Origin of the sequence: Cupriavidus gilardii, assembly GCF_013347325.1 — a bacterium.
Classification (GTDB): domain Bacteria; phylum Pseudomonadota; class Gammaproteobacteria; order Burkholderiales; family Burkholderiaceae; genus Cupriavidus; species Cupriavidus gilardii.
On sequence record NZ_CP054624.1, the window covers coordinates 39,256 to 55,717 of the forward strand.

Below are 16,462 nucleotides of genomic sequence, written 5' to 3' on the forward strand. Positions count from 1 at the left end.
GAATGAACCTTATGGATCTGAATTTCATCGACGCCGACAAGCTGCAGGCCACCTGGGCCTATCTGCTGCAGCTCGCGGTGCACCAGGGCCTGAACGTGCTCGCCGCGCTCGCGATCCTGATCGTGGGCTGGTGGCTCAGCGGACGCGCGCGCAACGCGGTGCTGCACGCCTTCGACCGCCCGCATGTCGACGCGACGCTGCGGCCGATGCTGGGCAGCGTCACGCAGTGGGTGGTGCGCGTGGTCACGGTGATCCTGGTGCTGTCGCAGTTCGGCGTGCAGACCGCCAGCATCATCGCGATGCTCGGCGCCGCGGGCCTGGCGATCGGGCTGGCGCTGCAGGGCACGCTGCAGAACATCGCCGCGGGCATCATGCTGGTGCTGCTGCGGCCGTTTCGCGTCGGCCAGTACATCGACGCCCAGGGCATCGCCGGCACCGTGCGCGAGACCGGGCTGTTCATGACGGAGCTGACCACCTTCGACGGCGTCTGCCTGCGCGTGCCGAACAACAAGATCTGGGGCAGCGCGATCACCAACTACAGCGAGAACCCGACGCGCCGGCTCGATATCGAGGTCACGGTGCCGTTCGGCGCCGACGTGCAGACCGCGCTGGGCGTGCTGCGCCGTATGCTGGCCGATGACGAACGCGTGCTCGAGGTGCCGGCGGCCGAGGCGATGGTGGTCAACTTCACCAGCGAGGGCGTCACGCTGAACCTGCGCTGCTGGACCTCGAACGACAACTACTGGAACCTGCGCTTCGCGTTCTACGAGCGCGTCAAGCGCGAGCTGCAGGCGGTCGGCATCGACATCGCGGTGCCGGTGCAGGAGCTGCGTGTGCCGGGCAATGGCGGCAATGGCGAGCAGACCGCGCTGGTGCTCCACCATACGCCGCAGCCTTCGGCCGGCGGCGCAGTGCCGCGCGCGTAGCGTGCCGCCGCCACGGCGCCGGCAGCCGCGCGACGCCGTGCCGAGGTGATGGTCGTCCCCGCGCAGGCGGGGACCCAGTGGCTTTTCAAGCGGCTTGCGATCAGTCTTCGTCCGCGAACAGCGTGCAGGCGCCTTGCTCCGCCGTGCTGACGTTGCGGCGGAAATTACCGAACAGGTCGCGGCCGACGCCATGGCGATGGCGGCTCAGGTCGGGCCGCTCGATCGTGCGGGCCTCCCACTCGGCCTGCGGCACCAGCGCGGTCAGGATGCCGGCCGGCGCATCGACGCGGATCATGTCGCCGTCGCGGACCTTGCCGATCGCGCCGCCTTTGAGCGCTTCCGGGCAGACGTGGATCGCCGCCGGCACCTTGCCCGACGCGCCCGACATGCGGCCGTCGGTGACCAGCGCCACGTGAAAGCCCCGATCCTGCAGCACCGTCAGCGTCGGCGTCAGCTTGTGCAGCTCGGGCATGCCGCACGCGGCCGGCCCCTGGAACGGCAGCACCGCGACGAAATCGCGCTCCAGCTCGCCGCGCTTGAAGGCCGCCAGCATGTCGTCCTGGTGATGGAACACGCGCGCCGGCGCCTGCACGACCTGATGCTCGGCCTTGACCGCCGAGGTCTTGATCACCGCGCGCCCCAGGTTGCCGTCCAGCACCTTGATGCCGCCGTCGGGCGCGAACGGCTCGCCGGCGCCGCGCACCACCGACGTGTCCAGCGATTCGGTGGGCCCGTCGAGCCAGACCAGCTTGCCGTCGCGCAGCGCCGGTTCGCGCGTGTAGTCCTCCAGGCCCTGACCGACGATGGTGGTGACATCGTTGTGCAGCAGCTCGCGCGCCAGCAGGCCGCGGATCACCAGCGCCAGGCCGCCCGCGGCCTGGAAGCCGTTGACGTCGGCCTGGCCGTTCGGATAGACGCGCGCCAGCAGCGGCACCACCGCCGACAGCTCGTCGAAGTCGTCCCAGGTCAGCACGATGCCGGCCACGCGCGCCATCGCGATCAGATGCAGCGTGTGGTTGGTCGAGCCGCCCGTGGCGAGCAGGCCGACGATGCCGTTGACGAACGCGCGCTCGTCGAGCACCTGCGCGATCGGCGTATAGCGCTCGCCCTGGTGCACCAGCCGCAGCACATGCCGCGCGGCCTCGCGCGTCAGCGCCTCGCGCAGCGGCGTGTACGGGTTGATGAAGGCGGTGCCGGGCAGATGCAGCCCCATGATCTCCATCAGCATCTGGTTCGAATTGGCCGTGCCGTAGAAGGTGCAGGTGCCGGGCGAATGGTAGGACCGGCTCTCGGCCTCCAGCAGTTCTTCCCGGCCGATCTTGCCTTGCGCATACAGCTGGCGGATGCGCGCCTTTTCCTCGTTGGGGATGCCGGTCGGCATCGGCCCGCCCGGTACGAACACCGCGGGCAGATGGCCGAACGACAGCGCCCCCATCACCAGCCCGGGCACGATCTTGTCGCAGATGCCCAGGTACAGCGCGGCGTCGAACATCTGGTGCGACAGCGCGACCGCGGTGGCCTGCGCAATCACGTCGCGCGAGAACAGCGACAGCTCCATGCCGTCCTGGCCCTGCGTCACGCCGTCGCACATCGCCGGCACGCCCCCGGCGAACTGCGCGGTAGCGCCGGCCTCCAGTGCGGTCTCCTTGAGCCAGGCGGGGAACTCTCCGAGCGGTTGGTGCGCCGAAAGCATGTCGTTGTACGAGGAAACGATCGCCACGTTGGGCCGTTCCTCGGCCTTCAGGCGGATCTTGGCGGGCTCGGGCATCGAGGCGAAGCCGTGGGCCAGGTTCGTGCAGGACAGCTGCGCGCGTTGCACCTTGCTGCCGGCCATGGCCTGCGTGCGGGACAGGTAGGCCTGGCGCGTCGGCGCGCTGCGGGCCACGATGCGGGCCGTCACTTGTTCGAGTACGGGATGGGGCATGGGGCTCTCTCCAGCGGGATTCTTGGATGTCGCAAGTAAGGTCGCAGTTCAGCCTAGCGCATGTCATCGAGGCTTGCATGGAGCATGCCTGCCGCGCCGCGAGCCCTTGCCGCTGGCTGCCGCGTGGCTCGCAAAGCGCCCGCGACTCACGTAAACTGGCCGCAACGGCCGCGCTTCGGGGTCTCTATCAAGCGACAAGGAGGTCAGGGTGAGCATGCCCGATTTCGACATGGTGCTGGTTGGCGGCACCGGTGACCTGGCCAGGCGCAAACTGCTGCCGGCCTTGTTCGACGCGCATCGCGCCGGATTGTTGCATCCCGCGGCGCGCATCCTGGCCACGGGCAGCCATCCTTCCACCACCGAGGAATACGTCGCCACGCTCGAGCAGGGCATGCGGCCGGGGCTCGAGCATGCGCCGCCGGGCGACTGGGCCAGTTTCGTCGCGCGTCTGTGCTACGTGCAGGCCGACGCCCGCCAACCCGAGCATTTCGATGCGCTGGCGCGCAAGGTGCTGTCCCGCCAGCCCGAGGTCGTGGTCTGCTATCTGGCCACCGCGCCGCATCTGTTCGTGCCGATCTGCGAGCAGTTCGGCCGCACCGGCCTGAACCAATCCAACGTGCGCGTGGTGCTGGAAAAACCGCTGGGCCACGACCTGGATTCGAACGAGGCGATCAACGCGGCCGTGGCGCGCTACTTCGCCGAGGAGCAGATCTACCGGATCGACCACTACCTGGGCAAGGAGTCGGTGCAGAACCTGATGGCGATCCGCTTCGGCAACGCGCTGTTCGAGCCGCTGTGGCGGCGCGAGTGGGTGCAGGACGTGCAGATCACGATCGCCGAGGAGCTCGGTGTCGAAGGCCGCGGCGACTTCTACGACCAGACCGGCGCGCTGCGCGACATGGTGCAGAACCATCTGCTGCAGCTGCTGTGCATGGTTGCGATGGAGCCGCCGACCAGCCTGACCGAAGACGCGGTGCGCGACGAGAAGATCAAGATCCTGAAGGCGCTCAAGCCGATCACGCCGCAGGAGGTTGCCGAAAAAACCGTGCGCGGCCAATATCGCGCCGGCGCGATCGCCGGCAAGCCGGTGCCGGGCTATCTCGAGGAGCCCGGCATCGCGCCGGACAGCCGCACCGAGACCTTCGTCGCGATCAAGGCCGAGATCGCCAACTGGCGCTGGGCCGGCGTGCCGTTCTACCTGCGCACCGGCAAGCGGATGCAGTCGCGCGTGGCCGAGATCGTGATCCACTTCCGCGACGTACCCCATGCGATCTTCCCGCGCCCGCTGACGCTGTCGCCGCAGAACCGGCTGGTGATCCGGCTGCAGCCCGAGGAAAGCATCCGCCTGTACTTCCTGGTCAAGCAGCCGGGCGACACGGTCGCGCTGACGCCGACCTCGCTCGATCTGGACTTCGCCAACTCGTTCAAGGTGCGGCGTGCCGGCGCCTACGAACGCCTGCTGCTCGACGTGATACGCGGACGGCTGGGCCTGTTCGTGCGCCGCGACGAACAGGTGCAGGCATGGCGCTGGGTCGAGCCGATCATCGACACCTGGGCGGACAGCTCGCTGCCGCCCAAGCCCTATACCGCGGGCACCTGGGGGCCGGCGGCGTCGTCCGCGCTGCTGTCGCGCGACGACGCGCTGTGGCACGAGGAGGTTTGACGCTGGCTTGTCCGCTCCGCCGGTTCGGCCCGCCGCTCCGCTCCAACGACTCCTGACTCGGAAATCGCCATGCGTCGCTTCGAATATCCTTCGCCGCTGGATCAGGCCGAAGCGCTGGCTGCCTCCGTCGGCCACGCGCTCGACCTTGCCATCCAGGACCGCGGCCACGCGGTGCTTGCCGTCTCGGGCGGGCGCTCTCCGGTGCCGATGTTCGAGCGGCTGCGCTATCGGCCGGTGCGCTGGGACGCGGTCACCATCACGCTGGTCGACGAGCGCGCGGTGCCTCCGGGACACGAGGACAGCAACGCGCGGCTCGTGCAGGAACACCTGCTGCGCGATGCCGCCGCCGCGGCCAGCTTCGTGCCACTGATCGCCGATGCGCTCGAGGCCTCCGAGCCCGCGCGGGCGGTGGTGCGCCTCAATGGCGCACTCGATGCCGCATTCCGCCAGCCCGACGTCGCAGTGCTCGGCATGGGCGAAGACGGCCATACCGCCTCGTTGTTCGCCGATGCGCCGGAACTCGGCGAAGCGCTGAACGGGGATACGCCCTGCTACGTGGTGACGCGCCCGCCCAGCGCGCCGCATGCGCGCGTGACGCTGAACCTGGCGGCCTTGCTGGCGGCGGAACGGGTCTTTCTGGCGTTTTCGGGCGCCGCCAAGGCCGCCGTGTTCGAACGCGCGCTGCAGGAGCCCGGGCCCGCGTTGCCGGTGGGGCTGGTGGCCAGCCGGCATCGGCACGGCTTCGACGTCTTTACCGCGTAGATGCGCTGCGCGAATGCGTCCTCCGATCTCGCCGCCTGATTGCCGCCTGACGTTTCCTGCCTCGCGATGACTACCTACCCACGCCTGCTCGCCGATGTCGGCGGCACCAATGTCCGCTTCGCCCTGCAGACCGCGCCCGATGCGATCGGACCGGTCACCGCGCTGAAGGTCGCCGACTATCCGTCGCTGGAGGCGGCGATGCGGCAATACCTGTCGCAGCTGGCCGGTCCGCCGCCGCGCCACGCGGCGATCGGTCTGGCCAACCCGGTCACCGGCGACCGCGTCAAGCTGACCAATCATGCCTGGGCCTTCTCGATCGAGGCGGTGCGCCAGGCGCTGGGCCTGGAGACGCTGCTGGCGCTGAACGACTTCACCGCGCTGGCGCTCGCGCTGCCGTACCTGCAGCCGGGCGAACTGGCGCCGGTGCGCGCCGGCACGCCGGCCGCCGGCTCGCCGCTGGCCTTGATCGGCCCCGGTACCGGGCTCGGCGTGTCGGGGCTGATCCCAGGCCGCCACGGTGCGGCGCCGGTGGCGCTGGCCGGAGAGGGCGGACATGTCGAACTGATGCCTGCCACCGACGACGAGTGGATCGCCTGGCATGCCGCGCATCGCGAGCACGGCCGCGTGTCGGCCGAACGCCTGCTGTCGGGCATGGGACTGTCGCATACGCATGCCGCGCTGGCCGCAGAAACGGGTACGCCCGTGCGCGTGCCGCTGACCGCGGCGGAAGTCACCGAGGGCGCCTTGCAGCGTGGCGACGCGTTGTGCCAGCGTGCGCTTGCGGTGTTCTGCGGCCTGCTCGGCTCGGTTGCGGCCGATGTGACGCTGATCCTTGGCGCGCGCGGCGGCGTCTATATCGGCGGCGGCATCGTGCCGCGCTTCGTCCAGACGCTGGCGGCGTCCAGCTTCAATGCGCGCTTCGTCGACAAGGGACGCATGCGCGCGTTCCTCGAACCGGTGCCGGTGCAGGTGATCACCGCGCAGTTTCCCGCGCTGCCGGGGCTGGCACACGCGCTGGCCGAAGCGGTCGATCGGCGATGAGCCGCCGCGGCCGCCGCGAGTGGCGAACCAACGGAGCGAAGCGATGCGCGTGCTGCTGATCGAAGACGACACGATGATCGGCGATTCCGTGCGCCTCGCGCTGCGGCAGGAAGGCTTCGCGGTGGACTGGGTGCGCGATGGCGAGGCCGGCCTGTCGGCGGCCACGCAGCCGCCCGGCGTCGCGGCCGGCGGCGCGGCCGAAGGACAGCACGATCTGGTGCTGCTCGATCTCGGCCTGCCACGCCGTTCGGGCCTCGATGTGCTGGCCGGCATGCGCGCGCGCGGCGTTGCCACGCCGGTGCTGATCCTGACCGCGCGCGATGCGGTCGCCGATCGCGTCGCCGGATTGAACGCCGGCGCCGACGACTATCTGGTCAAGCCCTTCGACCTGCAGGAACTGGTGGCGCGCATTCATGCGCTGGCGCGGCGGGCGCAGGGCCGTGCCGAGCCGCTGGTCCGCTATGGCGCGATCGTGCTCAATCCGGCCACGCGCGAAGTCACGCTGGCAGGCGAGCCGGTCCATCTGTCGGCGCGCGAATACGCGCTGCTGGCCGCGTTGCTGGCCCGCCCGGGCAAGGTGTGGTCGGTGCCGCAGCTGCAGGAAAAGTTGTACGGCTGGGACGACGAGGTCGGCAGCAATACGGTCGAGGTCTACATCCACGCGCTGCGCAAGAAGTTCGGCCAGGGTTTGATCCGCAATATCCGCGGCGTCGGTTATGTCTGTCCGAAGCTCGAGGAAGGTGCGCAGCAGGGTCACAGGGACGGCGGCAGGGACGGCGGCAGGGACGGCGGTGACGCGCATGACGCCGCTGGAGGAGCGCGCTGATGCGATCGATCCAGCGGACCCTGCTGTGGTGGCTGGCGCTCGGCCTGCTGGCCGGCATCGCCGCCGCCACCGCGCTGATCTACGGGCAGGCCCGGCAGGAGGCGAACGCGCTGTTCGACTATCAGATGCGCCAGGTCGCGCTCGCGCTGCCGAGCCAGTTCAACGGTCCGGCGCTGCCGTCGCTGTCGCCGCCGCTGCCGCCCGGCACCGACAATCTGTTCCGCTCCGACGAGGATGTGGTGATCCATATCTGGGACGGTACCGGCCGCAGCCTCTATCTGTCGCACTCGCGGCCGTCGCTGCCGCCGCGCGCCGAGCTCGGCTTCTCCAACGTCCGCACCGACGACGGCGAGTTCCGCATCTACAGCGTGCAGCTCGGGCCGGCGGTGGTGCAGATCGCGCAGCCGATGAGCGCGCGCCGCGAAGTGGCGGCGCGAATGGCGCTGCGCACCGTGGCGCCGCTGCTGTTGCTGCTGCCGCTGCTGGGATGGATGGTCTGGCTCGCCGTCGGCCGCGGGCTGCGGCCGGTGCGCGAGATCGCGCGGCAGGTCGGCAAGCGCGATGCCAACGCGCTGTCGCCGCTGGCGGTTGCCGAGATGCCGGCCGAGATCGCGCCGCTGACCGAGGCGCTGAACCTGCTGCTGGCGCGGTTGTCCGACGCGATCGACACGCAGCGCGCGTTCATCGCCGATGCCGCGCACGCGCTGCGCACGCCGCTGACCGCGCTGCAGCTGCAGGCGCAACTGGTCGAACGCGCCGACAGCGAGCCGGCTCGCCGCGAGGCGGTCGGCAATCTGCGCGATGGCCTCGAGCGGTTGACGCATCTGGTGACGCAGTTGCTGACGCTGGCGCGCCACGAGCCCGGCGCGGCCCTCGCGGGCCAGCAGCCGGTCGCCTTGCGCGAGCTGGCAGCCACCGTGGTCGGCGAGATGACACAGGCCGCGCTGGACCGGAATATCGACCTGGGGCTCGACGCCAGCGGCGACGGCGACGATGGTGGCAATGGTCGCAGGGCTGGCGATGCTGGCGCTGGAGACGCGGCCGGGCTGACCGTGCAGGGCGATCCCGACGCGCTGCGCATTCTGCTGACCAATCTGATCGACAACGCGCTGCGTTATGTGCCCGCCGGCGGCAAGGTCGACGTGCGCGTGCAGCGTGCTGACGCGGGCCGGGTCGCGCTGATCGTCGCCGACAACGGTCCCGGCATCCCGCCCGAACAGCGCGCCCGCGTGCTGGACCGCTTCTATCGCTTGCCCGATGCGCCGAGCGGCGGCAGCGGGCTGGGCCTGGCGATCGTCGACGAGATCGCCCAGGTACACCGCGCCACGCTGTCGCTGGAGGACAACGAGCCGGGGCTGCGGGTGCGGCTGGTGTTTCCGGAAGCCGGCAACGCGCAGCGCACGGGCCGCGATTAAGCCACTGCCATGACGCGCCGCCGCGTTCCTGTCGAAAAGCGTACCCGTTTCTGCGTACCCGCTTGACTGACCCTTTCGCCGTCCTCTTCGCTGATCTCACCCCGCTTCAGGAGGTACCCATGCAAATCGATCTCACCGGCAAGACCGCGCTGGTCACCGCCTCGACCGCCGGCATCGGACTGGCCATTGCCATTGGCCTCGCGCGCAGCGGCGCCACGGTCATCGTCAATGGCCGCAAGCAGGACACCGTCGAGGGCGCCATCGCGGACGTGGTGCGCGAAGTTCCGGGCGCCGCGGTGCGCGGCGTCGCGGCCGATGTCGGCAGCGCCGACGGTTGCGACGCGATCGTGGCCGCGGAGCCCGCGGTCGACATTCTGGTCAACAACGCCGGCATCTACGGTCCGCGCGATTTCTACGAACTGAGCGACGAGGACTGGACCCGCATCTTCGATGTCAACGTGATGTCCGGCGTGCGCCTGGCGCGGGCGTATACGGCGGCGATGGCGGCGAACGGCTGGGGCCGCGTGGTGTTCATTTCGTCGGAGTCCGCGCTGAACACGCCCGAGGACATGATCCACTACGGCTTCTCGAAGACAGCGCAACTGGCGGTGTCGCGCGGCCTCGCCAAACGGCTGAGCGGGACCGGCGTCACGGTCAACGCGGTATTGCCGGGACCGACGCTGTCGGACGGCCTGCGGGAAATGCTGCGCGAGGACGCGGACAAGGCAGGGCTGTCGATCGAGGAAGCGGCCGCCGAGTTCGTCAAGGCGCATCGGCCCAGCTCGATCATCCAGCGCGCGGCCACGGTGGAGGAGGTCGCGCACATGGTGGTCTACGTCTGTTCGCCGCAGGCATCGGCGACCACCGGCGCCGCGTTGCGCGTCGATGGCGGCGTGGTCGACACCATCGCCTGATACCGAGGCGCGAGCCCGCTGCCTCCGCGCGGCGATGGCGAGACGTCGAGGCATCGGAGAGCCTTGATTCGACTGAGGTTGTGTACGCAGAAACGGGTACGCATGGCACGCCACGCGGCATCGGACGGCGTTCGCACGACGCAGAAACGGGTACGGTGCGGGCCCGCATCGCAGGCGGCCGGTGCGGATTGCGCGCCCGATCGATGCCATGCCCGGGTCTGGCTTTGGCCCGCAAGGTGCACTGTGAGCCGGCAACTGGGCCGGCAACTGGGCCGGCAATTGGGCGGGCAGTAGGGCCGGCAGTAGGGCGGGCAGTAGGGCTGGCCATGGGGCTGTCGATGCGGCCGCCAATCGGCTCCAGTCGGCTCCAGTCCGCTGCCAGTCGGCTGCCAGTCCGCTGCCAGTCGGCTGCCAGTCGGCTGCCAGTCGGCTGCCAGTCGGCTGCCAGTCGGCTGCCAGTCGGCTGCCAATGCGGCCCGCAGAAACGGGTACGCTCGCCGAAAGCCGTGCGCAGAAACGGGTACGCTTTGGCGCCAATGCATGCGCGGCAGATGAAACGAAAACACCGGCGCGAATGTCGAGGCCATGCCGCGCCGGTGTCGTTGTTTCAGACCTGAATCAGACGCACCTCAAACTTCGGCCGCCTCCGTTGCGGCGGCGCGCGTGGCAGCCACCGGCGCGACTGGCCGCGCGAGCCGCGGCGCCTGCGGCAGCGGACCGCAAAAGCCGAAGTCCACTTCCGGCACGCGGCCGCTGATCAGTTCGGCGATCGCGCGTCCCGAGCCGCAGCCGTGCGTCCAGCCCAGTGTGCCATGGCCCGTGTTCAGGTACAGCCCCTGCACCGCGCTCGCGCCGATATACGGCACGTTGCCCGGCGTCGCGGGACGCAGGCCGGTCCAGTAGCGCGCCAGTTCGGGGCGGCTGACACCGGGGAAGATCTCCAGCGTGCGCCGCACGATGGCCTCGCAACGCACCGGGTTCAGCTCCATCGAATAGCCGTTGAGCTCGGCGGTGCCGGCGATGCGCAAGCGATCGCCCAGCCGCGAGAACACCAGCTTGTACTCGTCGTCGGTCAGGCTGACGGTCGGCGCGCGCTCGGGATCGAGCACCGGCAGCGTGGCCGAATAGCCCTTGGCCGGATAGATGTCGAGCTTGACGCCAAGCGGGCGCGCCAGCATCGGGCTGAAGCTGCCGAGCGCGAGCACATAGGCGTCGGCCTGCTCGACCGTGTACGCGCCGGTCTCGTCGGCGATCTCGACGCCGCGCATGCGGCCGCCTTCGGCCAGCAGCCGCTGCACGCGCACGCCATAGCGGAAACGCACGCCGCGCGCCTCGCACAGTGCGGCCAGGCCGGTGGTGAAGCGGTGCACGTCGCCGGACTCGTCCTCGCTGGTGTAGGTGGCGCCCGCCAGCCGCGGCGCGATCGAGGCCAGCGCGGGCTCGAGCTTCACCACTTCGTCGGGACCGATCACGCGGCGCTCGCAGCCGAGCTCGCGCATGATCCGCGCGGGCTCGATGGCCGCTTCGAATTCCTTCTGGCTGGTGTAGAAGTGCAGGATGCCGCGGGTCAGGTGGTCGTATTCGATGCCGGTCTCGGCGCGCAGCGCCTGCAGGCTGGCGCGGCTGTAGGTGCCGAGATTGAGCAGCTGGATCATGTTGCGGGTGGAACGCCGGGCCGGGCATTCGCGCAGGAACTTCAGGCCCCACGACCATTGCGCCGGGTCGGCGCGCAGGCGGAACAGCAGCGGCGCATCCTCGCGTCCCAGCCAGCTGAGCAGTTTGAGCGGCGCCGACGGATTGGCCCAGGGTTCGGCATGGCTGACCGAGATCTGGCCGCCATTGCCGAAGCTGGTTTCGCGTGCCGCGCCGGCATTGCGCTCGAGCACCACGACCTCGTGGCCCGCCTTGGACAGATACCACGCCGAGGCCACGCCGATCACGCCGGCCCCCATCACGATGACTTTCATTTCAGGCTCCAGGATGCAAAAAGGGGCAGCCGGCCGGCATCGTCGATGCCAACCCGGCTGCCCCCACTGTCCTTTTGCCTGAGAGATTCACCGCGTCCGCCCCGGACCCGGCTTGCCCCTTCGGCGGCCGTCATCGTCGAATCATGATGGCGGCGCTCTCCAGTTCGTTGTCGTCTCCAGTCTTCGGTACCTGAGCGTTTCGGGGGTACGCCTTCGGCAGCGCTGCCGCCGCGCTGTCGCGCCGCAGGTTCGCTTTCTCCTGGATGGCCGGACAGTAACACGGCGCGGCGGCGGCCGCAACGCGAGTTACTGACCCCCGGCGGGCGGCGTCCCTGCCTTGCGGGCCTGCTTGTTTGCGTACATCGCCTGATCGGCCTGCGCCAGCAGATCGGCGATGCCCGCGTGGCGGGCGGGATCGAACGCGACCGCGCCGGCGCTGAAATCGAGCCGATAACCGCGCTGGCTCTGCGCGTTGTGCGCGTCCACGCCCTGCCGCAGCCGGTCCAGCATCGCGTCGCACTGGTCGGCGCAGGCGTCGACCAGCAGCACGACGAACTCGTCGCCGCCGAGCCGTCCGATCAGGTCGGACTGACGGAACGCGCGGCGCAACTGATCGGCAAAGGCGGTCAGCGCCAGATCGCCCTCCGCGTGGCCGAAGCGGTCGTTGATGGCCTTGAAGCCATCCATGTCGAAGAACAGCAGCGTGACCGGCACCCCCTGGCGCTGGCAGACCGCCAGCGCGTGCTGCGCCAGCGCCGAGAAGCCGCGCCGGTTCGACAGCATGGTCAGGTCGTCCATCGACGCCAGTTGCGCGGATTCCAGCTCCTGCTCGGCCAGGCGCCCCAGATCGTGCAGCAGCGCCTGATCGTCCTGGTCGAACTCGCGCGGCGCGGTGTCGATCAGGCACAGCGTGCCGACCTTGGCGCCGCCGCGTACCGCGAGCGGGCAGCCGGCGTAGAAGCGCACGCCGGGCGCGCCGGTGACCAGCGGATTGTCGTGAAAGCGCTGGTCCTGCAGCGCGTCGGGCACGATCAGCAGATCGTCGCGCAGGATCGCATGGCCGCAGAACGATTGCTCGCGCGGCGTTTCGCGCACGGCCAGGCCGAACGAGGACTTGAACCACTGCCGCTTGGCGTCGACCAGGCTGACCAGCGCGATCGGCACGTCGAACAGCCGCCTGGCCAGCCGCGTCAGCCGATCGAAGCGCTCTTCGGCGGCGGTATCGAGGATGTTCAGCGAATACAGCGCGTCGAGGCGCCGCTGGTCATCGGCGGGAATGGGAGCAGGAATCATCTGGTCAATGCGATCGTTGTTACCCCGATCGTCAGCCCGTCTCGAGCGGGTTTGTTTCCGGCCGCCGCGGGCGGGGCCGGTCGAAGGTTCGGTCAATGCGCTGGCTGCCGGTGGCAGGGTCGGGCGCGTGGCCCACCGCATGGTCGCGTCCGTGGCCGGGTCCATGGCCGCCAGCACCGGTGCGCTGGCGCTACACCTCGCGCGTCATCCCCTTCAGGTCGATCCATTGTTCGAACTGCTCGGCGGTGACATGGCCGGAGGCAATCGCCGCCTCGCGCAGCGACAGGTTGCGGGCCACCGCCAGCTTGGCGATCTCGGCGGCCTTGTCGTAGCCGATATGCGGGTTCAGCGCGGTGACCGGCATCAGCGATCGTTCGAGCAGCTCGCCGATGCGCGTCCGGTCCGCCTCGACGCCGGCCACCATGTGCTCGGCGAAGCTGGCCGCCGCGTCGGCCAGCAGTGTAACCGACTGCAGCAGGCTGTAAGCGATGACCGGCTTGTAGGCGTTCAGCTCCAGCGTGCCGAGGCCGTTGGCCAGCGTGATCGTGGTGTGGTTGCCGATCACGCGGCAACAGACCATCGCCAGCGCTTCGGCCTGCGTGGGATTGACCTTGCCCGGCATGATCGACGAACCCGGCTCGTTGGCCGGCAGCTGCAGCTCGGCAAACCCCGCGCGCGGGCCGGAGCCCAGCAGCATGAAGTCGCGCGCGATCTTCAGGAAGGACGAGGCCGTGGTGTTCAGCGCGCCCGACAGGTCGGTCAGCGCGTCGTGCGCGGCCTGCAGCGCGTAGCGGTTGGCGGCCGGTTCGAACGGCAGGCCGGTGTAGTCGGCCAGCGCGCGCGCGAAGGCGGCGGCGAAGCCGGCTGGCGCATTCAGGCCGGTGCCGACCGCGGTGCCGCCCTGGGGCACCGGCATCGCGCGCAGCACGGCCTGGTGCAGCCGTGCCTGCGCGTCGGCGACCTGCGCCTGGTAGCCGGAGAACTCCTGGCCCAGCGTCAGCGGCACGGCATCCTGCAGATGGGTGCGGCCGACCTTGACGATGTCGGCGAAGGCCTCGACCTTGCTGCCCAGCGTCTTCTGCAATGTCTCCAGTGCCGGCAGCAGCTGGCGCTGCACCGCGCGCGCGGCGGCGATATGCATCGCGGTCGGGAAGCTGTCGTTGGACGACTGGCTCGCGTTGACGTGGTCGTTGGGATGAACCGGACGCTTGCTGCCGACCTCGCCGCCGAGCAGCTGGATCGCGCGATTGGCGATCACCTCGTTCAGGTTCATGTTGGTCTGCGTGCCGGAGCCGGTCTGCCAGACCGACAGCGGAAACTCGTCGGGCCACTGGCCGGCGATGATCTCCTCGGCGGCCTGTTCGATCGCCTGCGCCAGCTTCGCGTCGAGCACGTTCAGTTCGCGGTTCGCGCGCGCCGCGCACAACTTCAGGATCGCGAACGCCTCGATCAGCGCGGGCGGCATCTTCTCGTTGCCGATGCGGAAGTTCTGGCGCGAGCGCTCGGTCTGCGCGCCCCACAGGTGGTCGGCGGGGACGGGCACCTGGCCCAGGCTGTCCTGTTCGATGCGGGTCGCTGGGGGCTGCTGGTCTGACATGGCTGGCTCCTGTGAACGAACGATGCGAATCGGTCTTCTAGGATACGCCGCCGGGACTGCCGACGCCGCGCCGGCGCGCAAGGCGGCCTACGGGCGGGCCTCGCGCGACCGGTTCGCCAGCTCGGGCGGGCCGATCTCGAAGCGGCCGCGTCCGGCGTCCTTGGCGCGGTACAGCAGCGCATCGGCCTCCTTGGCCAGCTGCTGCCAAGTCATCGGCGCGCCCTGGTACAACGCGATGCCGATGCTGACGTTGACGTCGACGAAGGCGCCCTCGATGAAGAAGCGGCGGCCGACCGCGTGCAGGATCGCGCCGGCGACGCGCACCGCGACATCGGGCCGGTCGATGTCCTCCATCACGATCGCGAATTCATCGCCGCCCAGCCGCGCCACCGCATCGCGCTCGCGCACGCAGCGCTGTACGCGCTTGGCGAAGCTCTGCAGCAGCTGGTCGCCGGCCGCGTGGCCATAGTGGTCGTTGACCGCCTTGAAGCGGTCCATGTCCAGATACAGCAGCGCCATCAGCCGGTCCTGCGAGCGGCTGCGTGCCATCGCCTCGGCCAGCCGCGTCTCGAACGCGCTGCGGTTCAGCAGCTGCGTCAGATGGTCCAGGCGCGAGATCTGCGCGAGACGCAGTGTCTCGAGCTTGCGCGCGGTGATGTCCTGCACATGGACATGCACGCCCTCGACGCGGCTGCCGTCGGCGCTCCACTCGGGCCGGAAATTGGTTTCGGTGCAGTGGTAGTCGGGATCGTGGAACTCGGTCTCGAAGGTGACCGCGGTGCCGGCCAGCGCCTGCTGCAGATACGGCTGGATGCGGGCGTAGCGCGCCTCGCCCAGCAGTTCGCGCAGCGTCATGCCGCGCAGCTGGTCGAGAGGAATGCCGAAGGTGCGCTCGTAGGCGAGGTTGTTGAAGACGTAGCGCTCGTCGGTGTCGATGAAGGCCAGCAGCGACGGCAGCGTGTCGGTGACCGCGCGCAGGCGCGTTTCGCTGCGGTGCAGCTGTTCGCGGCGCTCGCGCACGTCGCGCATCAGCCGGGCGAACGCGCGCGCGAGCACGCCGATCTCGTCATGGCGATGGGTCGACAGCCGCTCGTAGGCCGACAGGTCGCGCGCGCTGTCGCGCACCACGCGCCGCAGCTGCGCCAGCGGCGCGAACATCCAGTGCACCGCGAACCAGTTCAGTACCGCCGCCAGGCCAACGGCGACCGCCGACCACAACAGGAAGCGCTGCTGCATCGCGTGCAGCGGCTGGAAGGCCTCCTTGGCCGGCAGCACGGCGACCAGTTCCCAGCCGGTGGTCGCCATCAGATAGCGTGCGATGACCGGCTCGCGCGGGGTCAGGAATTCCAGGGTTGCCGGCTGGGCCTGCACGCCGCAGGTCTCTCCCTGCGCGCGGGCTGGCTGTCCCACCTGCTGCTGCAGCCGGTGCTGCACGTAGACCGGCTGGGCGCCGGCCGACACCAGGCAATAGAAGCCGGTGCTGGCGATCGGGCTGTGCGGCACCTCGACCAGGAAGTTCGAGCGCGCCAGGTCGATCCAGCCGCCGACCAGGCCGAGGAAGGTCTTGTCGTCCGAGACGATCGGCACGGCCAGCAGCACGCCGACCGAACCGTCGGCCCGGGCGCGGATCGGCGGGCTGATCACCGGCGCCAGCGTGCGCGCAGCCTCGCGGAAATAGGTGCGGTCCGCGACCGACACCACGGTACCGTCGCGGGCCAGCAGCATGCCCCTGGCATCGACCACGACGGCGCTGTTGAAGGTGCCGGGGATCGGAATGGTGCGGCTGAGCATGGCCTGCAGCTGCGCGGCCGGCGCGTCCATCATCGACTTGAATTGCGGGGCGAGGTGCTCGAGCAGGATCAGGCGATCGTTGACCGCGGAGTCGAGCTGTTCGGCCGTCAGCTTGACGACGGAATCCTGTTGCGCCTGCAGTGCGTCACGCAGGTCGTCATGGGCCGATTTCAGCGAGCCCACCACGAGGGCGGCGCCGAGCACGGTCGACAGACCGGCGGTGACCAGCGCGATACGGGTCGTCAACGACAGCGCGAACCGGGGACGACGCGCCGTGGCCGTGGCGGGCGGCTCGCGGCGATCGTCGTTCGGTGTGTCGGGCGGTCCTTTCGGCGCTACGTGC

At 69.8% G+C, this 16,462-nt stretch carries 12 protein-coding genes and 1 riboswitch; of the genes, 7 read left to right on the top strand and 5 right to left on the bottom strand.

The window, feature by feature from the left end; all coding sequences use genetic code 11:
• Positions 1-11: 11 nt before the first annotated feature.
• Positions 12-926, top strand: coding sequence for a mechanosensitive ion channel family protein (locus tag FOB47_RS00155; RefSeq protein WP_244959234.1), 915 nt, complete (start codon positions 12-14; stop codon positions 924-926).
• Between the two features lie 100 nt (positions 927-1,026).
• On the opposite strand, the gene edd is transcribed toward FOB47_RS00155, so the two are convergent.
• Positions 1,027-2,850, bottom strand: coding sequence for a phosphogluconate dehydratase (gene edd, locus FOB47_RS00160; protein ID WP_053824499.1), 1,824 nt, complete (start codon positions 2,848-2,850; stop codon positions 1,027-1,029).
• 214 nt (positions 2,851-3,064) lie between these two features.
• Between edd and zwf the strand changes: the two genes are divergently transcribed.
• From zwf to FOB47_RS00190, 6 genes are all read left to right on the top strand, one after another.
• On the top strand, positions 3,065-4,513 hold the full coding sequence (gene zwf, locus FOB47_RS00165; RefSeq protein ID WP_053824498.1) for a glucose-6-phosphate dehydrogenase: 1,449 nt from the start codon (positions 3,065-3,067) through the stop codon (positions 4,511-4,513).
• Between the two features lie 69 nt (positions 4,514-4,582).
• Positions 4,583-5,275: a 6-phosphogluconolactonase gene (gene pgl, locus FOB47_RS00170; RefSeq protein WP_174779627.1), complete on the top strand. Its 693-nt coding sequence runs from the start codon at positions 4,583-4,585 to the stop codon at positions 5,273-5,275.
• A 66-nt stretch (positions 5,276-5,341) separates the two neighbouring features.
• Positions 5,342-6,316, top strand: a complete 975-nt coding sequence (glk, locus tag FOB47_RS00175) for a glucokinase (protein WP_151022659.1) — start codon at positions 5,342-5,344, stop codon at positions 6,314-6,316.
• Positions 6,317-6,359: 43 nt separating this feature from the next.
• Complete coding sequence (locus FOB47_RS00180) at positions 6,360-7,142, top strand: response regulator (RefSeq protein WP_174779628.1); 783 nt, start codon at positions 6,360-6,362, stop codon at positions 7,140-7,142.
• On the top strand, positions 7,142-8,557 hold the full coding sequence (locus tag FOB47_RS00185; protein WP_174779629.1) for an ATP-binding protein: 1,416 nt from the start codon (positions 7,142-7,144) through the stop codon (positions 8,555-8,557). Before FOB47_RS00180 ends, FOB47_RS00185 begins: the two co-directional genes overlap by 1 nt.
• A 119-nt stretch (positions 8,558-8,676) precedes the next feature.
• Positions 8,677-9,471 carry an SDR family NAD(P)-dependent oxidoreductase gene (locus FOB47_RS00190; protein ID WP_174779630.1) on the top strand — a complete coding sequence of 265 codons (795 nt, stop codon included), beginning with the start codon at positions 8,677-8,679 and terminating at the stop codon, positions 9,469-9,471.
• Positions 9,472-10,100: 629 nt separating this feature from the next.
• Here the strand turns inward: FOB47_RS00190 and FOB47_RS00195 are convergent.
• The 4 genes from FOB47_RS00195 to FOB47_RS00210 form a co-directional block, all read right to left on the bottom strand.
• Positions 10,101-11,438 carry a D-amino acid dehydrogenase gene (locus tag FOB47_RS00195; protein ID WP_174779631.1) on the bottom strand — a complete coding sequence of 446 codons (1,338 nt, stop codon included), beginning with the start codon at positions 11,436-11,438 and terminating at the stop codon, positions 10,101-10,103.
• Between the two features lie 56 nt (positions 11,439-11,494).
• Positions 11,495-11,611: riboswitch (glycine riboswitch) on the bottom strand.
• 133 nt (positions 11,612-11,744) lie between these two features.
• Entirely contained in the window at positions 11,745-12,731 is a 987-nt protein-coding gene (locus tag FOB47_RS00200; protein WP_174779632.1) for a GGDEF domain-containing protein, read from the bottom strand.
• Positions 12,732-12,921: 190 nt separating this feature from the next.
• Entirely contained in the window at positions 12,922-14,328 is a 1,407-nt protein-coding gene (fumC, locus tag FOB47_RS00205; protein WP_174779633.1) for a class II fumarate hydratase, read from the bottom strand.
• A gap of 87 nt (positions 14,329-14,415) precedes the next feature.
• A complete protein-coding gene (locus FOB47_RS00210; protein WP_390884791.1) occupies positions 14,416-16,365 on the bottom strand; it encodes a sensor domain-containing diguanylate cyclase in 1,950 nt (649 codons plus the stop codon).
• Positions 16,366-16,462 lie beyond the last annotated feature (97 nt).